Origin of the sequence: Micromonospora sp. NPDC049282 (genome assembly GCF_043197045.1) — a bacterium.
Lineage (GTDB): Bacteria > Actinomycetota > Actinomycetes > Mycobacteriales > Micromonosporaceae > Micromonospora.
Genome location: NZ_JBICSL010000001.1, coordinates 487,081 through 509,061 on the forward strand (window position 1 = coordinate 487,081; position 21,981 = coordinate 509,061).

Sequence of the window (21,981 nt, forward strand, 5' to 3'; positions counted from 1 at the left end):
AGGCTGGGGCGGTGAGCACCCTTCGCCCCGCGCTGCTGACCGACCAATACGAGCTGACCATGGTCAGCGCCGCGCTGCAGGACGGCACCGCCGACCGACGCTGCGTCTTCGAGGTGTTCAGCCGGCGGCTGCCGGCCGGCCGGCGCTACGGGGTGGTCGCCGGCACCGGCCGGCTGATCGAGATGATCCGCGACTTCCGGTTCCACCCGGCCGAGATCGACTTCCTCCGGCGCACCGGGGTGGCCGACGACCGGGCCGCGCAGTGGCTCGCCGACTACCGCTTCACCGGTGACGTCGACGGTTACGCCGAGGGTGAGCTGTTCTTCCCCGGCTCGCCGATCCTCACCGTCTCGGGCACGTTCGCGGAGTGCGTGGTGCTGGAGACGCTGGTGCTGTCGGTGCTCAACCACGACTGCGCGGTCGCCGCCGCGGCGGCCCGGATGGTCACCGCCGCCCGGGGCCGCGCGCTGATCGAGATGGGCTCCCGCCGGGCGCACGAGGAGGCCGCGGTCGCCGCCGCTCGGTCGGCCTACCTGGCCGGGTTCAGGTTCACCTCCAACCTGGCCGCCGGGCAGCGCTACGGCATACCGACCGCGGGCACCGCCGCGCACGCGTTCACCCTGCTGCACGACGACGAGCGGGCGGCGTTCGCGTCCCAGGTGGCCACGCTGGGCAAGGACACCACGCTGCTGGTCGACACCTACGACATCGCCCAGGGCATCCGCAACGCCATCGCGGTGGCCGGCCCGGAGCTGCGGGCGATCCGGATCGACTCGGGTGACCTCGCGGTGATCGCCCAGCAGTCGCGCGAGCTGCTCGACTCGCTCGGCGCCACCGAGACGAAGATCATCGTCTCGGGCGACCTGGACGAGTACGCGATCGCGTCGCTCGCCGCCGAGCCGGTGGACATGTACGGCGCCGGAACCGCCGTGGTCACCGGCTCGGGTGCGCCCACCGCCGGCCTGGTCTACAAGCTGGTCGAGGTGGCGGGGCGGCCGGTGGTCAAGCGCTCCGAGCACAAGGCCACCATCGGCGGCCGGAAGGTGGCGGTGCGCCGGCACAAGCCGACCGGCACCGCCACCGAGGAGGTCATCGTGCCGCAGGGCGTGCCGGACCGGCAGCCCAACGACCGGCTGCTCCAACACTCGTACGTGGTGTCGGGCGAGCCGGTGGCGCTGCCCACGCTGGACGAGTCCCGGGAGCACCTGCGACAGTGCCTGATCTCCATCCCGTGGGAGGGTCTCAAGCTCTCCGGCGGCGATCCGGCCGTTCCGGTGACCGTCGTACCCGCGACCTGAGGAGGACCGACCAGATGGCGAACGCCTTGATCATCGTGGACGTGCAGAACGACTTCTGCGAGGGCGGCTCCCTCGCGGTCGGCGGCGGCGCCGGGGTGGCCGGGGGCATCTCCCGACTGCTCGCCGCCGAGCCGGACCGCTGGGACCACGTGGTCGCGACCAAGGACTACCACGTCGACCCGGGGGCGCACTTCGGCGATCCGCCGGACTTCGTCGACTCCTGGCCCCGGCACTGCGTGGTCGGCACGTCCGGCTCCGAGTTCCACCCGGAGCTGGCGACCGGCCGGGTGGAGGCGATCTTCCACAAGGGCGAGCACGCGGCCGCGTACTCCGGTTTCGAGGGGCACGCGCCCGACGGCGAGTGCCTGGCCGACTGGCTGCGGCGCCACGACGTGGACCGGGTCGACGTGGTCGGCATCGCCACCGACCACTGCGTCCGCGCGACCGCGCTGGACGCCGCGCGGGAGGGCTTCCGCACCACGGTGCTGCTGGAGCTGACCGCGGCCGTCGCACCGGAGACGCTCGACGTGGCGCTGCGGGCGCTGGACGGCGCCGGCGTGGAGATGGTGGGCGAACCTGTGATCAGGACCGCTTGACCGGGTAATCGCTTGCGACTGTCGTACCCCCGGCCCAGGATGGCGCGGGAGGTACGGCCCGTCGTGAATCTGAAGCCTTATCGGGAGGCGCTCGCCCTGCCGGGCCTGCGGTCGCTGCTGCTGGTGTCGGTGCTGGCCCGCATCCCGTTGACCGCGGTCGGGGTGACGCTCACCTTCTACGTGGTGCTCGATCTCGGGCGGGGCTACGGTGCCGCCGGCCTGGTCGGCGCCGCCGCGACCGTCGGCGCCGCGCTCGGCGCGCCGCTGCTCGGCCGGCTGGTCGACCGCCGCGGGCTGCGGCCGGTGCTGCTGCTCACCACGGTCGCCGAGGGCGTGTTCTGGGCCGCCGCGCCCACCCTTTCCTATCCGGTGCTGCTGCCCGCCGCGTTTCTGGCCGGGCTGCTCGCCCTGCCGGTCTTCTCGTTGGTCCGCCAGTCGATCGCCGCGCTGGTGCCGGCGGAGCGACGCCGCCCGGCGTACGCGCTGGACTCGATGTCGGTGGAGCTGTCGTTCATGGTCGGTCCGGCCCTCGCGGTGGCCCTGGCCACCGCCGTCGCGCCGCGCCTGACGCTCTGGGCGGTCGGCGCCGGCATCGTCGCCTCCGGCATCTGCTTCTGGCTGCTGAACCCGCCGACCCGGGCCGCCGACGAGCCCACCGGGCCGCAGCGCTCGGTGCCGCGCCGGGAGTGGCTCACCCCGCGCCTGCTCGCCGTGCTGGCGGTCAGCCTGGCCGCCACGCTGGTGCTGGGCGGCACCGACGTGGCCGTGGTGGCGGTGCTCCGGGCCGGCGGCGAGGTGGGCTGGACCGGCGTGGTGCTGGCCGCCTGGGCGGTCGCCTCGCTGGTGGGCGGCTTCGCCTACGGCGCGGTGCGCCGCTCCTTCCCGCCGCTGGCGCTGATGGCGGCGCTCAGCCTGACCACGATTCCGGTCGGGCTGGGCGGCTCGCACTGGTGGCTGCTCTGCCTCGCGCTGATCCCGACCGGTGCGCTCTGCGCGCCCACCATCGCGGCCACCGCGGACGCGGTCAGCCGGCTGGCCCCGGCCGGCGTGCGGGGCCTGGCGATGGGCCTGCACGGCTCCGCCGTCACCGTCGGCATCGCCCTGGGGGCGCCGCTGGCCGGCGCGGTGATCGACGCCTCCGCACCGGCCTGGGGGTTCGCGGTCACCGGCGCGATCGGGTTCCTGGTGGCGCTGGCCGTGCTCCCGGTCGAGCTGCGCCACCGCCGCACCCCGCCGGCCGCCCCCGCCCCGACCGAACCCGACCTGGCATCCGTCACCCCCTGACCTCTCGCCGGCCCGGGCCGCGGCTGGCCGCCACTTCGGGGAGGTGGCGTGATCCCGGGCGACCGGACCACGCCACCTCCCCGATGCGGGCTCCACTGGCCGCCCGACGGCGTGCGTGGCGCGCGGTAACAGGTTCGGCACGGTGGTGGGGACGGGACCGCCCGGGGAGGCGCGCGCTGCGAGAATGGGAGCGTTCCCAAGGGCCACTCGACGGAGGAGCCGCCCGTGAAGCGCATCGTGTCCCGCCTGCTCGCGCTGGCATTGATCGTGTCGGCGGCCGCCTGCGCCGAGGCCACACCCGCGCCCGAGCCCGAGCGGACCGGGCTGGGCGTCGGCGCGGCCTGCCCCGAGCTGACCGGCGGCGGCCGGCAGGTCGTGTTCGGCGACGAGATCCAGGCCGAGCTGGGTGGCGTTCTGCTCGGTTCCGGCCCCACCGGCGTGGTGCTCGCGCACATGGCCGCCGGTGACGTGTGCCAGTGGCTGCCCTACGGGCGGGAGCTGGCCGATCGCGGCTATCGGGTGCTCGCCTTCGACTTCGCCGGCTCCGGGGGCTCCCGAGCGCACGGAGTGACGTTGGCCCAGCAGGTCGCGGCGGCGGCCGGCGCGCTTCGGGCCGACGGGGCGACCCGGATCGTGCTCGCCGGCGGGTCGATGGGCGGCAGCGCGGTGCTGGCCGCCGCGCCGACCCTCGACCCGGCGCCGGTAGCGGTCGTCGCGCTCTCGCCGCCGACCGGCTATGGCGACGCCGACGCCCTCGCGGCCGTCCCGAAGATCACCGTGCCGGTCTTCTACGGCGTCGGGGAGCTGGAGACGAGCTTCGCGGAGTCGACCCGCCAGTTGCACGACGCCACCCCGCGCACCACCACCCGGCAACTCGTGCTCGCGCCCACCTCCGCGCACGGGGTGAACCTGCTGGTCCCGGACACCGGCGACGTCGGCCTGCGCGACCAACTGGCCCGGTTCCTCACCACCCACGCCCCACCCGCCTGACATTCTCGGAGCGAAGGCTGGCGCCGATCTTGGACTTGTAGCGCCTCCGATTTCATGCCTGACCCGGTATTTCCTGGCACCACAAGTCCAAGATCGACGAAACGATGGGGTGGAAACGCGACGGGCGCCGCGGCCCCGGGAGGGGTGCGGCGCCCGTCGGAGCGGGGGCGTCAGGTCTGCTGGACGCGGCCCTTCGGGTCCTCGGTGTAGGTGGCACCGCCGTCGGACTCGCTGGTCAGCGGCTTGGCACCGCCCTCGGGCGGGCCGGCCACGCTCTGCCCGGCGGCCAGCTCGGGGAACTTCAGGTCGAAGGCGGGCCGCTCGGAGCGGATCCGCGGCATCCGGTCGAAGTTTCGCAGCGGCGGCGGGCAGGAGGTGGCCCACTCGAGCGAGTTGCCGTGACCCCAGGGGTCGTCGACCTCGACCACCGGGCCGGTCTTGTACGACTTCCAGCAGTTCCAGATGAACGGCAGGGTCGAGATACCGGTGATGAACGCGCCGATGGTGGAGAACATGTTCAGCCCGGTGAAGCCGTCGTCGGCCTGGTAGTCGGCGTACCGGCGGGGCATGCCTTCGGCGCCCAGCCAGTGCTGCACCAGGAACGTGGTATGGAAGCCGATCATGGTCAGCCAGAAGTGGATCTTGCCGAGCCGCTCGTCCAGCATCCGACCGGTCATCTTCGGGAACCAGAAGTAGATGCCGGCGAAGACGGCGAACACGATGGTGCCGAAGAGCACGTAGTGGAAGTGCGCCACCACGAAGTAGGAGTCGTGCAGGTGGAAGTCGATCGGCGGGCTGGCCAGCAGCACACCGGTCAGGCCACCGAAGAGGAACGTGACCAGGAAGCCGATGGCCCACAGCATCGGCGTCTCGAAGCTGATCTGGCCCCGCCACATGGTGCCGACCCAGTTGAAGAACTTCATGCCGGTGGGCACGGCGATCAGGTAGCTCAGGAAGCTGAAGAACGGCAGCAGCACCTGGCCGGTGGCGAACATGTGGTGCGCCCAGACACTCATCGACAGGGCCGCGATGGCGACCGTGGCGGCGACCAGGCCCTTGTAGCCGAAGATCGGCTTCCGGGAGAAGACCGGGATGATCTCGGTGATGATGCCGAAGAACGGCAGCGCCACGATGTAGACCTCGGGGTGCCCGAAGAACCAGAACAGGTGCTGCCACAGCATCGGCCCGCCGGTCGCCGGGTCGTACACGTGGGCGCCGATCATGCGGTCCGCGGCGAGCGCGAACAGCGCGGCGGCCAGCAGCGGGAAGACCAGGATGACCAGCAGGCTGGTGACCAGCATGTTCCAGGTGAAGATCGGCATCCGGAACATGGTCATGCCGGGGGCGCGCAGGGTCAGGATCGTGGTGATCAGGTTGACCGCGCCGAGGATGGTGCCCAGACCGGAGATGGCCAGGCCGACCACCCACATGTTGCCGCCGACGCCCGGCGAGTGCTCGACGGTGCTCAGCGGCGTGTAGGCCGTCCAGCCGAAGTCGGCCGCGCCACCGGGAGTGATGAAGCCGGCCACGGCCAGCGTGCCACCGAAGAGGTAGAGCCAGTAGGCGAACGAGTTGAGCCGGGGGAACGACACGTCCGGCGCGCCGATCTGCAGCGGCACCACGTAGTTCGCGAAGGCGAACACGATCGGCGTCGCGAAGAACAGCAGCATGATCGTGCCGTGCATGGTGAAGAGCTGGTTGTACTGCTCGGGCGACAGGAACTGCAGCCCCGGGCGCGCCAGCTCGGCGCGCATGATCAGGGCCATCAGGCCACCGATCATGAAGAACGCGAACGCGGTGACCATGTACATGATCCCGATCTGCTTCGCGTCCGTGGTGCGCAGCAGCCGCGCGATGGCCGACCCCTTGACCGGCTCGCGGACCGGCCAGGGCCGGGTCACGACCGGCTTGGGTGCGACGGTGGTCACGAGTGGCCTCCGGTTCTGGGTTGTCCCGCTCGGCGCGCTGGTCATCGGCGCAGCCGTCATCCGCAAGGAGGATAGTCCCCGGTAGGTGGCCCCGCCGCGTGGGGTGGGCGGCTACGATCTTCGGCCTTCTACAGCGGACCGGTGAGGAGCCGGTAGTGCTCTCCGAAGATCCGCCCGCCGCGTCCGCGCAGCACCGGGTCGCGCAGCGCCGGCGGCACGTCGCGGGTGCGGTTGCGGTCCCGGGTCCGGTCCCGCACCCAGCGGGTACGCGGGCGGCGGCGACTCTCGTACGCGAGCAGCGCGGCGTCGACGCTGCCGGCGGCCCGGAGCGACTCGGCGAGCACGACGGCGTCCTCCAGCGCCATGGCGGCGCCCTGGGACAGGGTCGGCGGGACGGCGTGAGCGGCATCACCGACCAGCACCACCCGGCCGTGGAACCAGCGCCCCAGCTCGACCTCCTCGGTGCGCTCCACGTGCACGTTCTCCAGCGCGGCGAGCACCTCGGACACCGGGCCGCCGTAGTGGCCGAACAGCTCGTGCAGCCGGGCCAGCGGGTCGGCCGGCACGTCGCTCCCGGCCTCGTCGGCACTGCAGTAGAGCCGGCCCGCGCCGAGCGGCACGACCAGGAGGCCGGCCCGCTGGCCGAGCAGGGCGGTCCAGTCGGCGATCCGCGGGCCTCCCTGCACGACGGCGTGGTAGACCACCTGCCCGGCGGGGCGGGGCGGGCCGCCGAGCGCGGCCAGGGTGCGCACCGCGGAGCGGGGCCCGTCCGCGCCGACGACCAGGTCGTACTCCCCGCCGGTGCCGTCGGTGAAGTCGACCGCGACACCGCCCGGCAGCGGCTCGACGGTGCTCACCTCGGCGCCGTGCCGGACCGCGCCGCCGGCGCCGGTGAGCAGGACCCGGTGCAGTTCGGCCCGGGGCAGGGCGCGGCACTCCCCCACGCCGGTCCAGAGCGCGTCGAGGTCCACCTCGCACAGCGGCGCCCCGGTGGCGTCGAGGAAGCGTTGCCGGTGGATCACCTCGCCGAGCGGCCGCAGCGGCCCGTCCAGGTCGAGCCGGCGCATCGCCCGGGCCGCGTTGCCGGGGAGGTAGAGGCCGGTGTCGGTGTGCTCGGTGGGTGGCAGCCGCTCGGTGACGTCGGGCCGGAACCCCGCCAGGCGCAGCGCCCGGGCCACGGCGAGGCCCGCGATGCCCGCGCCGACGACGAGGATGCGCAGGAGAGAACCACCCATGGTGGGGTACGCCTCCGGAGGGGGTCGGGACGCGTCGGAGGCAAGACACTACTCGCTGCAATCAGACGGCGGAAGTGCCGGCCGGTCCGCCAACCCGCCACTTAACCGGTTCAGTTGCGCAACGGTTTCAAACATGTAAATGTGTTCAGGGCGCATGGGAGCGCTCCCGCAGGTACCCCCGACAGACGCGGCGCCCCCGCGCCGCACCAAGGAGCATCATGAAGCGTTCGCTCAGAGCCCTCGCCGCGGCCGGCCTGCTGGCCGCCGGCAGCATCGTCGCCGTCGCGCTCGGCGGCACCGCTTCCGCCGACACCCAGATCTGCGAGCAGTACGGCTCGACCACCATCGGCGGCAAGTACGTGGTGCAGAACAACCGCTGGGGCACGAGCGCCCAGCAGTGCATCAACGTCACCTCGACCGGCTTCTCCATCACCCGGGCGGACGGCTCCGCGCCGACCAACGGGGCGCCGGTCTCCTACCCGTCGATCTTCTTCGGCTGCCACTACACCAACTGCTCCCCCGGCACGAACCTGCCGGCCCAGGTCAAGAACATCAGTAGCGCGCCGAGCAGCATCAGCTTCAACTACGTCGGCGGGACCTACGACGCCGCGTACGACATCTGGCTCGACCCGTCGCCCAAGAAGGACGGGGTGAACCAGATGGAGATCATGATCTGGCTCAACCGCCAGGGCTCGATCCAGCCCATCGGATCCCCCGTCGGCAACGCCAACATCGCCGGCCGGAACTGGGAGGTCTGGCGGGGCAGCAACGGCTCCAACAACGTCATCTCGTACGTGGCGCCGTCCGCCGTCGCCAGCTTCAGCTTCGACGCGATGGCGTTCATCAACGACACCCGCAACCGGGGCGCGATCACCAACGACTGGTACCTGACCAGCATCCAGGCCGGCTTCGAGCCGTGGCAGGGCGGCGTCGGGCTGGCGGTCAACTCGTTCTCGCAGAGCGTCAACCTCGGCGGGAACACGCCGCCCACCGGCACGCCCACCACGCCGCCGCCGTCCGGCAACACCGCCTGCACGGTGACCTACAAGGCGAACACGTGGAACAACGGCTTCACCGCCGACGTGACGGTCAAGAACACCGGCAACAGCACCATCAACGGCTGGACGTTGAACTACAACCTGCCCTCCGGGCAGACGATCACCAGCGCGTGGAACGCCACCGTGACGCAGAGCGGCTCGGCGGTGACCGCACGGAACCTCAACTACAACGGCACGCTGTCGCCCGGCGCGTCGACCAACTTCGGCTACCAGGCGAACCTGAACGGCAGCTACTCCGCGCCGAGCAGCTTCACCCTCAACGGCGCCAGCTGCGCCCGAGGCTGACCACCGCAACGCCGAAGGGGCGCGGTCCGGTGCGGACCGCGCCCCTTTGCGTACGCGGCGTCAGCCGCCGAGCGCGTCGATGTCGCGCATCTCCTCGGCGGTCAGCGAGAACCCGAACACGTCGGCGTTGGTCCGGATCCGCTCCGGCGTGACCGATTTCGGAATGACCACGATCTCGTGGTCGATGTGCCAGCGCAGCACCACCTGCGCGGGCGAGACGTCGTGCGCCTGGGCGATGCGGACCAGCACCGGATCGGACAGGTCGCTGGTCTTGAACGGGCTGTAGCCCTCCAGCGCCACCCCCCGGTCCCGGTGCGCGACGTGCGTCTGCCGGTCGTACAGCGACGGGCTCCACCGGATCTGGTTGATCGCGGGCGTCTCCTCGGTGGCCTGGATCAGCTCGTCGATCTGCGCGATCGAGTAGTTGCTCACCCCGACGGCGCGGGCCAGGTTCGCGTCCCGGGCGGCCAGCATCTCCCGCCACACCGGGATGCTGTCACCGGGTGCGGACGGCGGCCAGTGCACCAGCCACAGGTCGACGTACTCGGTGTCCAGCGCGTCGAGGCTGGCCTCGATGGTCTCCCGTTCCCGACCGACCCGGTCCGGCGGCAGCTTGGTGGTGATGAAGAGGTCCTCCCGGCGCAGGCCGCTCTCCTTGACCGCCCGCCCGACCTCCTTCTCGTTGCCGTACATGGTGGCGGTGTCGAGGTGCCGGTAGCCGGCGTCCAGCGCGGCCAGCACGGCCTGGTAGCCGTCCTCACCGGTGGCCTGCCAGGTGCCGAAGCCGAGCAGCGGGATCCGGACGTCGCCGGTGAGCGGGAGGGTGGGCTGGTCGAGGTCCATGCCGACGGTTCTACCCCTGATCGTCGCCGCCATGCCGGCGCTCGGGCCGGGCATGTCGGAGAATACGGGGGTGGCGGACCGGCTGGAGGACTACCGGCGGAAGCGGGACGCGGCGCGTACCCCGGAACCCGTGCCCGAGCGGTCCCCGCGGCGCGGGCGGCCGGCGCGGCGCGCGCCCCGCTTCGTCATCCAGCAGCACCACGCCCGGAGCCTGCACTGGGACCTGCGGCTGGAGCACGACGGCGTGCTGGCCTCCTGGGCGGTGCCGCGCGGCCTGCCCCGGGACCCGGGCCGCAACCACCTCGCCGTGCACACCGAGGACCACCCGATGCAATACCTGACATTCCACGGGGAGATCCCTGCCGGGGAGTACGGCGGCGGGCGGATGACCGTCCACGACACCGGCACCTACCGCGCGGAGAAGTGGCGCGACGACGAGGTGATCGTGGTGTTGGACGGCGAGCGCACGAAGGGCCGGTACGTCCTGTTCGCCACCGGCGGCCGGGGCCGGGACTGGATGGTCCGCCGCACCGACCCGGCGCCGGCGGGCTGGACGCCGATGCCCGAGCTGGTCCGCCCGATGCGCGCCGTCGACGGGACGCGGCTGCCGCGCGACGCCAGCGCCTGGGGGTACGAGCCGCGCTGGGCGGGCGTGCGGGCGATGGCGTACGTCTCCGGCGGCCGGCTGCGGCTGCTCGACGGCGACGACGCGGACGTCACCGGGGCGTACCCCTGGTTGCGGGCCATGGCCGAGGAGCTGGCGCCCACCGAGGTGGTGCTGGACGGGGTGCTGGTCCGGATCGACCCGGCCGGACGGCTCCACCCGCCGACCCGGCGCGACGGCCAGTTCCTCGCCGTCGACCTGCTCTGGCTGGAGGGCGTGGCCAGCCTCGACGTGCCCTACGCGCAACGCCGCGAGCTGCTCGACTCGCTGGCGCTGGCCGGCCCGCACTGGCAGACTCCGCCGTGGTTCCCGGGAGTCGGCGCGGACGCCCTGCGGGCCGCAAGTGAGCAAGGGCTCCCGGGAGTGGTGGCGAAGCGCCTCGACTCCCCGTACGAGCCGGGCCGGCGCAGCCGGCACTGGCTGAGCATCGACGCGAGCTGAGGACCACCGTGCACCTGACGCACCTGGAGTGCCCGCGCTGCGGCCTCGACCACCCGGCCGACAAGCCGCAGAACCTGTGCGGGTGCGGCTCCCCGCTGCTGGCCCGCTACGACCTGGCCGCGGTCGCCGCCACGGTGGCCCCGGAGCAGTTCGGGCTCCGCCCGGCCGACCTGTGGCGCTACCGGGAGCTGCTGCCGGTGGCCGATCCGCGGTTCGTCACCACGCTGGGCGAGGGGTGGACGCCGCTGTGGCGCGCCCCGGCGTACGGCCGCGAGATCGGGGTGGACGAGCTGATCGTCAAGGACGAGGGGCTGATGCCGACCGGGTCGTTCAAGGCCCGGGGCGCGTCGGTCGGCGTGAGCCGGGCCCGGGAGCTGGGCGTCGAGCGGATCGCCATGCCCACCAACGGCAACGCCGGCGCGGCCTGGGCGACGTACGCGGCCCGGGCCGCCATCGGCGCGACGATCGCCATGCCGCTGGCCGCGCCGACCATCTGCCGGCAGGAGTGCCTCGCCGCCGGGGCGGACCTGCGGCTGGTCGACGGCCTGATCAACGACGCCGGCCGGGAGATCGCCGCGCTGGTCGCCGCGTCCGGCGGGCGAATCTTCGACGCCGGCACGCTGCGCGAGCCCTACCGGCTCGAAGGCAAGAAGACCATGGGATACGAGATCGTCGAGCAGCTCGGCTGGCAGGTGCCCGACGTGATCATCTATCCGACCGGCGGCGGCGTCGGGCTGATCGGCATCCACAAGGCGCTGCACGAGCTGCGCGAACTGGGCTGGGTCGAGGACAAGCTGCCCCGGCTGGTGGCCGTGCAGTCGACCGGCTGCGCGCCGATCGTGCGCGCGTTCGCGGCCGGCGAGGCGCGGGCCACCCCGTGGGCGGACGCGCACACCGTCGCGTTCGGCATCACCGTCCCCGCCCCGCTCGGCGACGAGCTGATCCTGGCCGCGTTGCGGGACAGCGCCGGCACCGCGATCGCGGTGGACGACGCGGAGATCCTCGCCGACCTGCGCGACTTCGCCGCCCGGGAGGGGCTGCTGCTCTGCCCCGAGGGCGCGGCCTGCCTGACCGCCGCCCGCCACCTGCGCGCCGGCGGCTGGATCCGCCCCGGCGAGCGCGTGGTCGTCCTCAACACCGGCGCCGGATGCAAGGAGGGGCCCCTTCTCAACGCTTCCGGTAGAGAAGGGGCCCCTTCTTGACGAGCGGCACGCGGCACACCCGCTCAGGACGTGGGCGGCTCGTCCTCGCCGGCCTCCTCGGCGGCGTCCGCCTCCTCCTTCGTCTTGTGCACCGCGCCGTCGGCGTGCTCCGGCGGGCCGTAGACGGTGTAGAGCACCAGCGGATTCGGCCCGGTGTTGACGAAGTTGTGCTTCGTGCCGGCCGGCACGACCACCAGGTCGCCGGCGACGACCTCCTTCTTCTCCCCGGCCACCCGCGCCTCGCCGGTGCCGCTGACGAAGGTGAGGATCTGGTCGATGCCCTCGTGGACCTCTTCGCCGATCTCGCCGCCCGGCGGGATGGTCATGATGACCAACTGCGTGTGCTCCCCGGTCCAGAGCACGCGGCGGAAGTCGGGACTCTTCTCGGCGACGGTCGCGATCGTGAAATGCTCCATGGCCCGCTCATACCCCGTTCGCGCGCCCGCCACGCCGGGAGTGGCAGATGATGGAATTCCCCACCGCGATCAGGTTTGACCACGCTCGAAAGGGGCATCTGCAGCCGACAAGACCGGTGCGGGCTGGGCCGGTCGAGCCAGGTCCCCGCTGACGTACCGCCGTACGGCTGCGCCGGTGGGAGACGGCCAGAGCGCGGCGACGTTACGATCTCCGGGTCGTGCGGCGCCGTGCGCTCGTTGGCCGGTCAGGCGAGCACGGCCAGGTGGAACGCGCGGTCCACGTGCCCGCTCGCGGCGTGGGTCTCGACGAAGACCGCGTTCGCGATCCCGGCCCGGGGAGCCACGGTGATGACGCCCTGCTGCGCCAGCCCACCGCCGGCGGCCGGGCCCACCGTCCCGACGTACGCCGCCCGCGCGACGTCCTGGTCGAAGGCGACCTGGTACATCCCGGCGGCGAGCCGGGTGGACGAGGTGGCGCCGAGGCCGCGGATCAGGGTGCCGTTCGCGTCGACCACGGCGAACAGCACGCGGGCGGTGGCCGGCAGCCCGGTCGCCGAACACGAGTTGATCTCGGTGTCGACGCGCGCGGCCTCGTGCGCGTCCGGGGTGGGCTGACCGGTCGCTCCCCTCCTCGGTCTGGGGCTGGGCATGGTGATCCTCTCTCCCACCGGTACGCCGGCAGGAGGCGTTCGTGGTGCGTCCCGGCGATCAGCGGCGATCACTCTGCTGCTTCCGAAGCTATGCCGCCCCACCACCCGCCAACCACCGACAGCACTGTCCGATCAAGGACAGTCAACGCCCTGAGCTGCGGAAACGTCAATCGTTCGGGTCTCCTGCCGACACCGCGCCGACCGAGACCAGACCCGGGGGCCGAGTGCGGAACGCTTCCGCACCCGGCCCGTCCGGGTCACCGCAGTGTGCAGCGCAGCTCGGCGGGCGGCTGGTTGTCGCCGGAGACCACCAGGCCCCAACTGGTGACGCCGCCGGCCGCCAGCGCGCCGTTCCAGGCCGCGTTCGTGGCGGTCACCCGCGCGCCGGACTGGGTGGCGGTGGCGTTCCACGCGTTCACCAGCCGCTGCCCGCCGGCGAAGGCGAAGTCGCTGCTCCAGCCGGCGGCGGCGGACGTACCGGTGTTGCGGACGGTCACCTCGGCCTGGAAGCCGCCGGCCCACGCGCCGGTGACCGTCCAGGTCGCCGCGCACCCCCCGCTCGACGGCGGCGGGGTGCCGGTGGGCGTCGAGCCCGGGGTCGAGGTCGGGGAGAGCGTCGGGCTGGGCGAAACCGTCGGGCTGGGCGAGACGGTCGGGCTGGGCGAGACGGTCGGGCTGGGCGAGCCCGTCGGGCCGTCCGACGTGGTGTAGCCGACCGGCGTGTACGCGGCCGAGCAGGTGCCGCCGCACGAGGCCGGCAGCGCGAAGCGGTACACCCGACCGCCGTTGACCAGCGCGCCGGTGACGTCCCGCACCCGGATCTGGAAGTCCGTGCCGCCCGCGGTGGTGGCGCCCGGCACGTACGACTGACCCATGTCGCTGTTCATGGCGGCGGCCCGCCACACCCCGTCGGCCAGGTACTCCACGCCGTGGATGCCGTTGGCCAGGTGGGAGACCGCGATGGCCGGCCAGTAGCGTTGCGCGCCCCGCAGGAACGCGATCCGGATGTCGCCCGAGTAGTCCGGCGCGGGCACGAACGACCAGGACACCCGCCGGTTGTTCCAGTGGTTCGGGTAGAGGTCGCCGACCGGGACGCCGCCGCGCGCGAACCGGTTCAACGAGCCGGTGGACAGGTCCAGGTGGTTGCGGTCGTCCCGGCACCAGGCGTTGCCGTCGCCGCAGGAGTCGGCCACCACCATGGTCAGCGTGGCGCCGTTGTAGCCGTCGGCGACCCAGGAGCCGTTGCGGCAGAACGGCTGCCCCGGCGCGCCGTCGTTCGTGCCGGTGCAGCGGTCGCCGATGGTCACCCGGACGAACCGGCCGCAGTTGAGGCCGTTGTTCCACAGGCCGATCCGGTCCGCCTGGGCCGGTGGCAGCGGCCGGACCGGATAGGACGTGTAGTCGCCGGGCAGGTCGTAGACGTTGAGCGCGACGAAGTCCGGCGCGTCCAGTTCGGACTGCGGCAGGCCGCAGCCGCCGTACGGGGAGCCGAGGCCGTCGAAGTGGGTGGCGTTGCCGGTCACCGGCGCGGGCGGGTCGTCGACCGCGAGCGCCGGCAGTTGACCGGCGACGAGCAACGCGGCCGCGCCGGCGGCCAGGGCCGCGACGAGCCGGAGGCGGGACTGCGGGGTCATGGGTTGGCCTTCCGGGCGGGCCGACCCGGGCACGGGGCGGCTCTGGAGTGGTCATGGTTGCCCGTCCATGCCCGGCCGTGCCCGCCCGACCATGCCACCACCGTGGCGCGCGGCCTGTCAATGCCGCCTCGGGGCGCCCGGACCGGCAGCGTGGTGACGCAGAGCAATCAAGTCGCTACATTGAAGTATGGTGCCCGTACCCGGCGAGCAGTCGCCGGACCCGGTCTACCGCCCCGTGCTGGCCGCTCGCCGGGGCGAACTCGAAGCCCTGACCCACCTCGACGACACCGCCGTCGGCCTGCTCGCGCCGATCGTCGACGTCACCCCGGCCGACCCGGGCACGCCGGACGCGCTCGGGCGGCTCCCCACCGGAATCCTGCCCGCCGTCGACGTGTCGGCGCTGCCGGACGCCCCGGAACACGATCCGGTCCGCTGGGGCGTACCGCTGGTGCCGGTGATCGGTATCGCGGAGAGTGACCGGCGGTTGGCGGCGCACGGTGCGGCGGCGCGGGCCTGGACGGATCGGGCGGTGGTCCGGTTGCGGACCGGCCCGGACCGCGCCGGTCCGGACGCCGCCACCGCGGCGGTGGAGCGGGTGTGGCGGTCGACCGGCCTGGTGCCGGAACAGTGCGACCTGCTGCTCGACGCCGGGGACGTGTGCTGCCTGGCCGACGTCCGGCTGGCCGAGCCGCGCTTGCGGCGCGCGGCCCAGTGGGCCCGACGGCACGCCTGGCGGTCGGTGACCGTGGCGGCGGGCGGGATGCCGCCGGCGCTGTCCCGGCTCCCCGCCGACGAGCCGGTCCGCCTGGACCGCTTCGACTGGCTGCTCTGGCAGCGCCTGGCCGACCTGCGGCTGGGCTACGGCGACTACGGGGTGTGCTGCGCGGTACGCGGCGCGGACGTCCCGGGCGACCGGCTGCCGACGCTGCGCTGGGCGACCGGTGGCGCGTGGTGGATCTACCGTTGGTCCCGGCGGGGCGGGCGGGGCGACGAGCGCTTCGCCGACCTGTGCCGCACGCTGGTGGCCGCCCCGCACTGGCCGGCGGCCGGGGCGGGATTCTCGTGGGGCGACCACGAGGTCCTGCGCCGGGCCCGGCGCGGCGCCGGCGCCGGCTCACCGGCCAACTGGATCGCCTGGAGCACCTCGCACCACCTGGCGCACGTGCTGGCCGCGCTGGTCCGGCCGGACCGGGAGCAGCGCGGCGGCTCCTGGCGGGCCGACCAGGACGCCCCGGAGCGGGGGCGCGCCGGCCGGCCGCCGCGCGGCGGGGAGTCCCGTCGCGCCGGCCGAGTCACTCCTTCTCGGTGAACCCGAACTGGACGACGCCCTCGTCGTCGACGACCGCGTCGACCGCGGTGTCGTTGAGCAGCTCGGCGGCGTCGGAGTCCAGGAAGATCCGCGCTCCCTCGGTGTCCACCACCTGGTCACCCTGTGCGGGCTGGGGAACCAGCTCGATGGAGAGCGACCCGGCGTCGGCGTCCGCGGCGATCCGCAGGCCGCCCGCCTCGGCGAGGTCCTCCTGGGCGGCGAGGTCGCGGATCACCAGGACGGCGTTGTCGGTCATGGTCAGCATGGCGGAACTCCTCATGGCTGGGTGCGGAAGGCTCGCGGGCGACTCGGCCCACGCGGTCGGCTCGCGACCGGAGAAGCGGACGAAACAGTGTTCGCCGCACGGAATCGGGGCGGTCGGACGGGCCCCTCCCTACCCACCGTGCCCGCTGCCGGTGGATCCGTCAAATAGAGCCAGGTCATCGGCTGCGACCGCGTGAACGGGCGTTTCCCCTCCGGGCCGCCGGCAGTTCCCTAAGCTCGGGGTGTGGACGGAAGATCTCCCCGTTGGGCCCCGGGGCGCTCGACACCAACCGCTACGGCGCGCACCTCAACCCGGATGGCCGCGCCGCGGCCGTGACCCGGCGGCCACCTCGGCAATAACCTTTCGCTTCGGCCCCTTTCCCGGAGGAAAGCTCCGTGGCAGCATCAGCACATGCATCGTCGTCTCTTTCCCCGGGCGCTCGCGGCGCTGGTTCTGGTCGCCACCGCGGCCACCGCCGGCGCCCCCACCGCGACGGCCGAGGCGCCCACCCCGGCGCAGACCCGGCTGCACGCGACCATCGACGCGGTCCTCGCGGACAGCCGGCTCGACGGGGCGCAGGCGGGCGTGGTCGTGGTCGACACCGCCACCGGCCGTACGCTCTACGACCGCAACGGCAACCGGCGGCTCGTCCCCGCCTCCAACACCAAGCTGCTCACCTCGACCGCGGCGATGGAGCTGCTCGGCCCGGGCCACCGCTTCACCACCGACGTCAGCGCCGACGGGCCGCGCCGAGCCGGGCTGCTCTCCGGCGATCTCTACCTGCGCGGCGGAGGGGACCCGACGATGCTCGCGGCGGACTACGACCGGCTCGCCGAGCAGGTCGCCGCGGCCGGCGTACGGGTGGTGACCGGCGATCTGGTCGCCGACGACACCCGCTACGACCGCAGCCGGCTCGGTCCGGACTGGACCTGGGACGACGAGCCCTACTACTACGCGGCGCAGGTGTCCGCGCTGACCGTCGCGCCGGACACCGACTACGACGCCGGCACCGTGATCGTCAACGCGACGCCGGGCGCGCGGGCCGGCGCCCGGCCGAGGATCTCGATGACCCCGGACAACGACTGGCTGCGCATCGACAACCGGGCCGAGACGGTCGCCGGCGGCGAGACCACCATCTCGATCGAGCGGGAGCACGGGAGCAACACCGTCGTGGTGACCGGCCAGATCGCGGTCGGGCAGGCCGCCGAGAGCGACTGGGTGACGGTCTGGGAGCCGACCGGGTACGCCGCCGACGTCTTCCGGTCCGCGCTGCGCCGGCACGGCGTACGGGTCCTGGGCCGTACGGTGCTCGGCACCGCCACTCCGGACGGCGCCCGGCCGCTGGCCCGGCACGACTCGATGCCGCTGGCCGACCTGATGGTGCCGTTCCTCAAACTCTCCAACAACGGGCACGCCGAGGTGCTCACCAAGGAGTTGGGCCGGGTGCTCTCCGGCTCCGGCACCTGGTCCGCCGGCCTGACCGCGATCGGCGAGTACGTCGGCGACGCCGGGATGGACACCGGCACGCTGCGCCAGCGCGACGGTTCCGGCCTGTCCCGCCGCAACCTGATCCCACCGGCCCAGTTCGTCACGCTGCTCTCGGCGGTCCGCGCCGAGCCCTGGTTCGACACCTGGTACGCCGCGCTGCCGGTGGCCGGCAACGCCGACCGCTTCGTGGGCGGGACGCTGCGCAGCCGGATGGGCGGCACCGCCGCCGCAAACAACGTGCACGCCAAGACCGGCAGCCTGACCGGCGTCTCCGGCCTCTCCGGCTACGTCACCGACGCCGACGGCCGGCTGCTGGCCTTCTCGATCGTCCTCAACAACTACCTGACCTCGTCGGTCAAGGGGCTGGAGGACCAGATCGCGATCGCCCTGGCCACGTACTCCGAGAAGGAGACGGCTGCGGCCCGCCGGACGGTGCCGACCGCGCCGGACGCGCCGCGCGTGCCGGAGGGACGGGAGTGCTCCTGGGTCAAACCGGTCCGCTGCTGACCGGCCCGCTGCTGACCGGTTCGTGCGGTCAGGCGCCGGGCCGGTACGGGCGCGGCGCGGCGGTGGGATCGCCCCGCTCGACCAGCGCGTCGATCTCGGCCGGTGGCAGCCCGCGCAGGGTGAGCACCTGCCGTCCCCAGCGGTGCAGCCGGCACGGGTGCGGGCTGGCGTCGTTGCGGCAGATCGTCCCGCCCGACCAGGTCCGTGGCGCGTGCACCACCACCGCCCGCACCGCGAACTGGACGTCCTCGACCGTCACGTACGGCGGCAGCGGGATCTCCCGCAGCACGCCGCCGTCGGCGGGCTGGCGGGCGAGGGCAACGGGCGCGGGGCGGCTCATCGGTCGCACCTCCACAGAGGATGGTCGGGCGGGACATCGAGAACGTACGACGCCCCGCCCGGCCCGCGACGGACAAACTGTCCCGGTGACTCCTCAGCGGAGCGAGGCCCGCATCCGGGCGGCGGTGCGCACGGCGTCGTAGTCCGGGCCGACCCCGTCCAGGATGATCGCCTCGCCCTCGATGTTCCGTGTCCGCAACGGCAGGATCTCCTGGTACGCCGGGGACGCGTACCAGGCGCGGGCCCGCTCGACGTCCGGGAACTCGACGATGACCACGCTGCCCGGCCACTGTCCCTCCAGGACCTCGGGCTCGGCCCCGTGCACCCGGAACCGTCCGCCGAACGGGGCGAACGTCGACTGCACCTTCTCGATGTACTCCAGGATCTCCTCGTTGAGCTGGGTGGGACGCAGGTTGGCGAGCGCGAAGGCGGGCACGGTTTCCTCCCCGGTGACGGCGCCGGTGCGCCGGCGCGGCAGGTGCCACCGATTCTGTGCGACGTGCCGCGCCGAGTCGATTACCTGGGAGGTAACGGCGGTCAGCGCAGCGCGACGGCCTGGAGACTGACGTTGCCGCACTGCCCGAGGGACTCCTCCACGGTCCAGCTCAGCAGCAGCTTCGCGCCACGTGGCGCCCGGAACCGGACGGTGAAGTCGGCGGTCAGCGCGGTGTGCGGGTCCTCCATCCGGATCGTGCTGGCCGGACCGCCGGCCACCCACACGTCGAGCCGGCCGCGGGCCATCCAGAGCCCGGCGTAGAGGTGCACCGTCCGCGGTCGGCCGTTTCCGGCCACCGCCAGGCGGAAGCCGTTGCCCCGATCGCAGGTGTACACCCCGGACATGGTTCCGCTGGCCGATGCCACCGGGGTGCCGTCGCGCCAGGCGTACTCCTCCGGGTTGTTGCTGTAGCTCTCCCGTTTCCCCCGGCCGCCCTCGTCCCGGATCTCGCCGGAGCCGCCGCGCTTGCGGACCGTCCGGTCGGCGCCGAGCAGGCCCCACTGGACCCAGTCGACGGCGCCCACGGCGGTGAGGTCGACCGAGGCGGGCACCTCGGCGCGACTGACCGCGACGGTCGGCGGCGCGGCCGTGACGGGTGCCACCGTGGAGGGTGCGGGACTCGGCGCCGGCGGGCGCTGGCGGGGGCGCAGCCCGGGGGTGGCGACCGCGCCGTCACCCTCGCTCGGCAGCCCGACCCGGCCGGTCGGCGCCACCGGCAGCACCGCGTTCTCCTCGCGGGGCGTGTCGTGCCGCTCGGTGCCGAGGTAGGCCACCAGCGCCGCCAGGCAGAGGAACGCGGCCAGGCCCTCCAGGATCAGCCGCCGCCGGCGCCGCAGCCGGCGCAGCGCGGACCGGGTACGCGGGCGACCCTCCCGGTGCGAGCCGTGCCCGGTCGGGGAACGGTCCTCCTCGCCCACCACACCCTCCGCTTCGTCTCACGCGACGCCGCCGGGAGCGGCCGGAGCGCGACGGGCTTCACGGTGTCACCGGCCGGCCGTTTGCGCCATATGTGAGCCGACGGGCGTTTCCAGTTCGTTACCAAGCAGTAGTCGAGCGCGCCGGCCGCGCGGTCGGTCAGCTTACCGTGATCGCTTCCAGCGACACCCCGTCGTTCTGCCCGCCGGTCACGGTGAGGGCCCGCCAGCTGATCAGCAGCCGCTGCCCGCGTGGCGTCCGGAAATGGATGACGTACTGGTAGAAGCGATCGCCGTGGGCGAGGGCCACCTCCCGCACCGCCGGATCGCCGCCACCGGAGAGGGTGACGTCGAGCCGGGCTCCGGCCGAGAACACGCCGACGAAGAGCCGGACGGTCCGCAGGTCCCCGCTGCCGGCCACGGCGAGCGTGAAGGACCTTCCGGCACCGCGCTGGAAGACGCCAGCCCGGGTACCCTCCTCCCGCGCCCGCGGGGTGCCGTCGGTCCAGGTCAGCCCCGACACTCCGGCGTTGTGCTCCAGGCGCGCGCCGCCCGGGTCCTGGATCTCCCCGGTGCCGCGCTGCTTGCGCTGGACGCTGTCCGCGCCGGCGCCGCCCCAGTGCCGCCAGTCCCGCGTGCCGAGCAGGGTGAGCGACACCGCCGCCGGCACCGGTTGCTGGTCCACCCCGAGCAGCGGACCGCCGGGCAGCGCCGGGTCACCCGTCACCGGCACGACCGTGGGCGGCGCCGCGGTCGGCGCCGGCTCGGTCGGCGCCGCCGCCGGCACGGTGGGACGACCCGGGGGCGCGGCCGGCGGCCGGGCGGAGTATGCCAGCGCCACCACCGACGCGGTCAGCGCCGCGGTGGCCAGCACCGCTCGCCGGCGCCGGCGCCGGGCGCGGGCGGCGCCGACGCGGGTGGCCGGGCTCTCGGCGGCGGACCCGACCGCCGGCCGGAGACCACCGAGCAACCTGGCGTACGCCGCGCGTAGCCGGGTGGAGCCCCCGCGCAGCCGGGCCGCGAGCGGGCCGGCGAGCCGCGCGCGGAGGCTCTCCCGGGCGGTGTGCCGGCCGGGTGCCACCGGCGCCACTCCCCCGCCGCCCGGTGGGTACGCACCGCTCGACCGCATCCGGCCCGACTGCCACGACGCGTCCCGGTCGGCCCGCGCCGGCGGCCAGCCGGAAGCCGGTCCGGACGGCCCGGCCGGCCCGAGCCCGGTGGGTGCGGGCCCAGCTGGACCAGGCCCGGCGGGCGCCGGCGATTCGGCCACGGCGACGTCCGGGTCCTCGGGCAGGCGACGCGGACCGGCGGGCGGTGGCGGCGTGGCGGCCGGTCCGACCGGTACGGCGGGCAGCCAGCCGCCGACCCGGATCCCGGACCGCGTGCTGTCGTCCTCAGCCAATGCCCCTCCCTCGGCCGCAGACGCGGGCGGCCATCACCGTGGCTCGCCGCAGGGCAGGATGACACATGCTTCGATCTTCCAAAAGCCGTCGAAGCGCGCCGATTTTCCGCCCGGCCCCTTCGGGCGTGTCCCGTCGGGTCGGATCAGCCGACCTGGAAACCGAGCGCCTGCGCCAGCGCCACGGCCTGCTCGACGTCGACCCGCGCCCCGGCCCGTTCGACCGCGGTCGGGTCGAGCGCGGACAGGTCGCTGCCGCGCAGATCGGCCCGGGTCAGTTTGGCGCCGCGCAGTTGAGCGCCGGACAGGTCGACCCCGGTGAGCACCGCCCCGGTGAGATCGGCCCCGGTCAGGTCGGCCTCGCGCATCCGCGCGTCGGTGATCCGCGCCCCGCGCAGGTCGGCCCCGGGCAGGGCGACGAAGGACCAGTCACCCCGGTCGACCCGTAGCGGGCGCAGATCGCACCGGTCGAAGCTGCTGCCGACCAGCTTGCAGCCGGCGAACTCGGCCTCGAACAGGTTGCAGCGGGTGAACGTGCAGCGGGTGAACGCCGAGTCGGTGTGCCGGGAGGCGTTGAACGCCACGTTGCCGAAGACGCACTCGGTGAAGACCGCGCCCCGGCTGACCGCCTCGGTGAGGTCGACGTCGAAGAACTCGCAGCGCACGAAGTGCCGGTCGACCAACTCTTCGGCGTACCAGTCCTGGTGGCGGTAGGTGATGTCCTCGGCGGGCTCCGGCAC

21 protein-coding genes are annotated in these 21,981 nt (G+C 73.7%); 9 read left to right on the forward strand and 12 right to left on the reverse strand.

What is annotated here, in order from left to right; all coding sequences use genetic code 11:
• The first annotated feature begins 11 nt into the window (after positions 1–11).
• The 4 genes from ACGFI2_RS02245 (at position 12) to ACGFI2_RS02260 (ending at position 4,168) form a co-directional block, all read left to right on the forward strand.
• Positions 12–1,298, forward strand: coding sequence for a nicotinate phosphoribosyltransferase (locus ACGFI2_RS02245; protein WP_393509233.1), 1,287 nt, complete (start codon positions 12–14; stop codon positions 1,296–1,298).
• 14 nt (positions 1,299–1,312) lie between these two features.
• Complete coding sequence (locus ACGFI2_RS02250) at positions 1,313–1,894, forward strand: isochorismatase family protein (protein WP_393509236.1); 582 nt, start codon at positions 1,313–1,315, stop codon at positions 1,892–1,894.
• A 39-nt stretch (positions 1,895–1,933) separates the two neighbouring features.
• Positions 1,934–3,178: an MFS transporter gene (locus ACGFI2_RS02255; RefSeq protein WP_393509239.1), complete on the forward strand. Its 1,245-nt coding sequence runs from the start codon at positions 1,934–1,936 to the stop codon at positions 3,176–3,178.
• A 225-nt stretch (positions 3,179–3,403) separates the two neighbouring features.
• Complete coding sequence (locus ACGFI2_RS02260) at positions 3,404–4,168, forward strand: alpha/beta fold hydrolase (RefSeq protein WP_393509242.1); 765 nt, start codon at positions 3,404–3,406, stop codon at positions 4,166–4,168.
• A 170-nt stretch (positions 4,169–4,338) separates the two neighbouring features.
• Here the strand turns inward: ACGFI2_RS02260 and ctaD are convergent, their stop codons facing one another.
• Positions 4,339–6,096: a cytochrome c oxidase subunit I gene (gene ctaD / locus ACGFI2_RS02265; RefSeq protein WP_393509245.1), complete on the reverse strand. Its 1,758-nt coding sequence runs from the start codon at positions 6,094–6,096 to the stop codon at positions 4,339–4,341.
• A gap of 128 nt (positions 6,097–6,224) precedes the next feature.
• The gene (locus ACGFI2_RS02270) at positions 6,225–7,331 is read right to left on the reverse strand and encodes an FAD-dependent monooxygenase (RefSeq protein WP_393509248.1); all 1,107 of its coding nucleotides are present in this window, start codon (positions 7,329–7,331) and stop codon (positions 6,225–6,227) included.
• A 218-nt stretch (positions 7,332–7,549) separates the two neighbouring features.
• On the opposite strand from ACGFI2_RS02270, the gene ACGFI2_RS02275 reads away from it, so the two are divergent.
• Positions 7,550–8,674: a cellulose binding domain-containing protein gene (locus tag ACGFI2_RS02275; protein ID WP_393509251.1), complete on the forward strand. Its 1,125-nt coding sequence runs from the start codon at positions 7,550–7,552 to the stop codon at positions 8,672–8,674.
• A gap of 60 nt (positions 8,675–8,734) precedes the next feature.
• Here the strand turns inward: ACGFI2_RS02275 and ACGFI2_RS02280 are convergent, their stop codons facing one another.
• On the reverse strand, positions 8,735–9,517 hold the full coding sequence (locus ACGFI2_RS02280) for an aldo/keto reductase (RefSeq protein WP_393509254.1): 783 nt from the start codon (positions 9,515–9,517) through the stop codon (positions 8,735–8,737).
• A 70-nt stretch (positions 9,518–9,587) separates the two neighbouring features.
• Between ACGFI2_RS02280 and ACGFI2_RS02285 the strand changes: the two genes are divergently transcribed.
• Positions 9,588–10,622, forward strand: coding sequence for a DNA polymerase ligase N-terminal domain-containing protein (locus ACGFI2_RS02285; protein WP_393510063.1), 1,035 nt, complete (start codon positions 9,588–9,590; stop codon positions 10,620–10,622).
• Between the two features lie 8 nt (positions 10,623–10,630).
• The gene (locus tag ACGFI2_RS02290) at positions 10,631–11,824 is read left to right on the forward strand and encodes a threonine synthase (protein ID WP_393509257.1); all 1,194 of its coding nucleotides are present in this window, start codon (positions 10,631–10,633) and stop codon (positions 11,822–11,824) included.
• 23 nt (positions 11,825–11,847) lie between these two features.
• On the opposite strand, the gene ACGFI2_RS02295 is transcribed toward ACGFI2_RS02290, so the two are convergent.
• From ACGFI2_RS02295 to ACGFI2_RS02305, 3 genes are all read right to left on the reverse strand, one after another.
• Positions 11,848–12,240 carry a cupin domain-containing protein gene (locus ACGFI2_RS02295; protein ID WP_393509260.1) on the reverse strand — a complete coding sequence of 131 codons (393 nt, stop codon included), beginning with the start codon at positions 12,238–12,240 and terminating at the stop codon, positions 11,848–11,850.
• A 245-nt stretch (positions 12,241–12,485) separates the two neighbouring features.
• Positions 12,486–12,890, reverse strand: coding sequence for a hypothetical protein (locus ACGFI2_RS02300; protein WP_393509263.1), 405 nt, complete (start codon positions 12,888–12,890; stop codon positions 12,486–12,488).
• 257 nt (positions 12,891–13,147) lie between these two features.
• Positions 13,148–14,524 (reverse strand): cellulose binding domain-containing protein, encoded by a 1,377-nt coding sequence (locus tag ACGFI2_RS02305; protein ID WP_393509266.1) that lies wholly within the window; start codon positions 14,522–14,524, stop codon positions 13,148–13,150.
• A gap of 187 nt (positions 14,525–14,711) precedes the next feature.
• Between ACGFI2_RS02305 and ACGFI2_RS02310 the strand changes: the two genes are divergently transcribed.
• Entirely contained in the window at positions 14,712–15,833 is a 1,122-nt protein-coding gene (locus ACGFI2_RS02310) for a beta family protein (protein WP_393509269.1), read from the forward strand.
• On the opposite strand, the gene ACGFI2_RS02315 is transcribed toward ACGFI2_RS02310, so the two are convergent.
• Positions 15,817–16,098 (reverse strand): HesB/IscA family protein, encoded by a 282-nt coding sequence (locus tag ACGFI2_RS02315; RefSeq protein ID WP_393509272.1) that lies wholly within the window; start codon positions 16,096–16,098, stop codon positions 15,817–15,819. The two genes, ACGFI2_RS02310 and ACGFI2_RS02315, sit on opposite strands and share 17 nt — an antisense overlap.
• A 411-nt stretch (positions 16,099–16,509) precedes the next feature.
• On the opposite strand from ACGFI2_RS02315, the gene dacB reads away from it, so the two are divergent.
• Positions 16,510–18,093, forward strand: a complete 1,584-nt coding sequence (dacB, locus tag ACGFI2_RS02320; RefSeq protein ID WP_393509275.1) for a D-alanyl-D-alanine carboxypeptidase/D-alanyl-D-alanine-endopeptidase — start codon at positions 16,510–16,512, stop codon at positions 18,091–18,093.
• Between the two features lie 28 nt (positions 18,094–18,121).
• On the opposite strand, the gene ACGFI2_RS02325 is transcribed toward dacB, so the two are convergent.
• The 5 genes from ACGFI2_RS02325 to ACGFI2_RS02345 form a co-directional block, all read right to left on the reverse strand.
• Positions 18,122–18,433: a hypothetical protein gene (locus ACGFI2_RS02325; RefSeq protein WP_393509278.1), complete on the reverse strand. Its 312-nt coding sequence runs from the start codon at positions 18,431–18,433 to the stop codon at positions 18,122–18,124.
• Between the two features lie 93 nt (positions 18,434–18,526).
• Positions 18,527–18,868, reverse strand: a complete 342-nt coding sequence (locus tag ACGFI2_RS02330; protein ID WP_393509281.1) for a DUF1330 domain-containing protein — start codon at positions 18,866–18,868, stop codon at positions 18,527–18,529.
• A 101-nt stretch (positions 18,869–18,969) separates the two neighbouring features.
• A complete protein-coding gene (locus ACGFI2_RS02335) occupies positions 18,970–19,845 on the reverse strand; it encodes a hypothetical protein (RefSeq protein ID WP_393509284.1) in 876 nt (291 codons plus the stop codon).
• A gap of 157 nt (positions 19,846–20,002) precedes the next feature.
• Positions 20,003–21,244 carry a hypothetical protein gene (locus tag ACGFI2_RS02340; RefSeq protein ID WP_393509286.1) on the reverse strand — a complete coding sequence of 414 codons (1,242 nt, stop codon included), beginning with the start codon at positions 21,242–21,244 and terminating at the stop codon, positions 20,003–20,005.
• A gap of 143 nt (positions 21,245–21,387) precedes the next feature.
• Entirely contained in the window at positions 21,388–21,981 is a 594-nt protein-coding gene (locus tag ACGFI2_RS02345; protein WP_393509289.1) for a pentapeptide repeat-containing protein, read from the reverse strand.